The organism is Chamaesiphon sp. OTE_20_metabat_361, from assembly GCF_031364565.1.
Window position 1 is genome coordinate 1 of record NZ_JANLWO010000411.1, and the last position, 2,906, is coordinate 2,906.

Sequence of the window (2,906 nt, forward strand, 5' to 3'; positions counted from 1 at the left end):
ATAGCAATGTACCATCGCGTAATGGTTTATTTAATGACAGCAATGAGGGTACTGCAAATCCCGCGATAATGCCAGCTACGACAAGGGTTATCAGCATTTCCGCCAAGGTAAAACCTTGAGAGTTATATTTAGGTGGTCTTATCACCACAATCAATGGCTCCTCAAATGAAGATGAAAACTTGGAATTGTCAATTTTACTGACGAGGTAGTGATGAACACTCAACTGTCAACATTATTAGTATTCCCAGGTGGCTGGAATAAATAACACATCGATTGTTACGATATGTATAGACTTTTTGGATGATACCTCTGACCCTTGGGAGTTTTGGACTGAGGGCGGAAGGGCACCATTAGGTCATCTGCGGCAATAGCTAATCGGAGGGTTCCAGTTACTTCGTCGAGACTTTCGGTGGGCATTGATTCGCCCTTGAGATATTGCTCTAATTGACAACACCAATAAGTCCGACGACAACACCAATAAGTTCGAGTATTGACAATAAAATAAATACGGAGCCACTGTCATTCTCTACAGGCATCGCTGAAGGCTTATCCGCCGCAGGCATCCCTACCAATGGAATCAGTCAAACACCGTCAGCAGGTAGTAAAATCCCTTGCAAAAAAGGATTGGTTACTTATGCATACTAGATCTGCTCGGTCGTTACTCAGTAATGTCGCACGATTCTCTCTCATAAGAGGCTACGCTAGAGATTAGTAAGGTTCGTAGCCTTTCCAGTGGCGTGTGGGCTAAAATACTAGTAGCTATGTTTTGATGCAAGATGTGAGTACACACATCTCTGGATTTTCCTATCCTATTAAATTAAGTAAGCTATGATACAACATCGCTCTGACTGGAGGGGATGATGTTGGATAATTACTTAAAAATCGCCAAACAACGGCAACAACTAGTTATTAATTACCATGTATTACCGGAACTCGATCGCGCGATCGGGCAATTAATTTCGGTATTTTATACTCCAGTTAGTAGAGCGATGATTTTGGCTTGTCTGGAACATACCAGATTAGCTGGCGATCGAGTTTTAATTGCAGCGACGCTCAAACCTTACCTCGATCGATTACTTGCGATTAATATCTTAATCTCGATCGGTTAAAATAGATAGTACGGGTGAAGCAATACCAAGCCCAACATTATCAAATCCGTCATGTTCGAGATATCCAAAACCATCAGTTTGCCGCTTAGTGAAATCGAGATTAGCGCCATTCGATCGCAAGGTGCTGGCGGTCAAAATGTAAATAAGGTAGCGACGGCGATTCATTTGCGATTTGATATTCGAGCATCGTCTTTACCTGAATGGTATCAAGAACGGTTGCTAAAACTAACCGATCGCCGGATTACTAATGAAGGTGTAATCGTGATTAAATCACAAGAACATCGCAGTCAAGAACGCAATCGATCGGCAGCTTTCGATCGATTGAAGGAGTTGATTTTGAGCGTTGCGGTGGTGGTATTACCGCGCAAAATTAGAACGCCAAGTAAAGGTCAAGAACGGCGGAGGTTGGCAGCAAAGAAACATCGCTCGGAAATTAAAGCAATGCGAAAAATTGTGGAGTAAATTTAGTGTTATTTACTAATTCCTAACTGCTGCCAGATTGCTCCATATGCCAGTTTCTTATTTAATCCCAGTTCGGGTTAAGGATATTGGCTTCGCTTTAATACCGCCTCCGATTTAAATCGGGGCTAGTGTAACAAAGTCCGCCTACGCGGACTGATTAACTAGTCCGCGTAGGCGGACTTTGCATCACTAGCCCCGATTTCAATCGGAGGCTGTCTTGTCTGGCAAGTTAGCTTCACGGAGATCGGTACTAGTTAAATTAGCCCCATGCCACATCGCATCAGTCAGATTTGCACCACGCAAACTCGCCCCTCGCAGATCGACATCGCGCAGATCTGCACCAGTCAGATTGGCACCTGCAAAGTCATAGCTTTGTAAATTTTGCCCCCGTAAATTGATGCCTGTTAGATTACAACCAGGACAGCCTTTATCGGCTTGTAATTGGGCAATAGAGATTGAATTTGCCGACGGTGAAATTGAGTGCTGCCCGATTGGTACGATCTGTTTGTGAATTACTGATAATCCAATCAGTGCGAGTACACCCAATCCAATTAATTTTGGTTGAAATCTGGGAGGTTCGATCGCCCGATCGAGCGTATGCAGTGCAGTCAAAGCAGTCTGGGCATCTGGATAACGAGCATCGGGATTTGGGTCGGTAATTTTGGTCAGCCAAGCTAAAAAGCTGGATGGTAAATGTCCTAAATGAGTTGGCAAATCCAATCGATAATTATGGTCGATCAGTCGATCGATCTCTGTCGATTTAGACTTTGTTAATAAACAGACTAAAGTCACACCCAAACTATATAAATCTGATGCTTTAGTCAAGGGACGATTGAATAACTGTTCGGGTGGCATAAAACCCAGCGTCCCTTTAATCGTGCTGCTAGCAGTCAGATCGGGATGATTATTGCGGGCAAATCCAAAGTCGATAACATAGACATCGCGATCGTCAATTAGGATATTTTCTGGCTTGAGATCGCGATGAATAATTGGTGGTTGCTGCTGCTGTAAGTAAATCAATATTTCTAAAATATCGATCGCGATTTGCTTGACTTCATCGAGGGTGAAATTTCGTCCCGAACCAGTCAAGATCGTTCCCGACTTGTATTCCTGTGCCAAACAAAATCCCGTTGGTGTTTCCCACGAGTTTAAATACTTAGGAATACGCGGATGGTTGAGTTGTTGCAGTAGCTCGACTTCGCGCTGATAAGCATCGTAATCACTCCAAGTATTGCCAGTAGTCGCAAACTGAAATTGCTTGATAACTACAGGTAGATTGCTATTGAGATCCTGAGCTAGATAAGTAACTCTACCACCATAAACATTTTGACCCAA

Annotated in this window: 5 protein-coding genes; 3 read left to right on the plus strand and 2 right to left on the minus strand. The window is 43.3% G+C overall.

Annotated features, from left to right (window positions below; translation table 11 throughout):
- Positions 1 to 148 (minus strand): Tfp pilus assembly protein FimT/FimU (locus tag RMO35_RS25305; protein WP_396135658.1); only part of this gene is annotated, 148 nt, incomplete at its 3' end.
- 296 nt (positions 149 to 444) lie between these two features.
- Here RMO35_RS25305 and RMO35_RS11960 point away from each other — a divergent pair.
- The 3 genes from RMO35_RS11960 to arfB all read left to right on the plus strand — a co-directional run bounded on the left by RMO35_RS11960 (position 445) and on the right by arfB (position 1,571).
- Positions 445 to 645, plus strand: a complete 201-nt coding sequence (locus tag RMO35_RS11960) for a hypothetical protein (protein WP_309741464.1) — start codon at positions 445 to 447, stop codon at positions 643 to 645.
- A 212-nt stretch (positions 646 to 857) separates the two neighbouring features.
- Positions 858 to 1,109 (plus strand): hypothetical protein, encoded by a 252-nt coding sequence (locus RMO35_RS11965; protein ID WP_309741466.1) that lies wholly within the window; start codon positions 858 to 860, stop codon positions 1,107 to 1,109.
- A gap of 51 nt (positions 1,110 to 1,160) precedes the next feature.
- A complete protein-coding gene (gene arfB, locus RMO35_RS11970; protein WP_309741467.1) occupies positions 1,161 to 1,571 on the plus strand; it encodes an alternative ribosome rescue aminoacyl-tRNA hydrolase ArfB in 411 nt (136 codons plus the stop codon).
- A gap of 201 nt (positions 1,572 to 1,772) precedes the next feature.
- Here arfB and RMO35_RS11975 read toward each other — a convergent pair.
- Positions 1,773 to 2,906: serine/threonine-protein kinase (locus tag RMO35_RS11975; protein WP_309741469.1), on the minus strand; the 1,134-nt coding region annotated here is incomplete at its 5' end.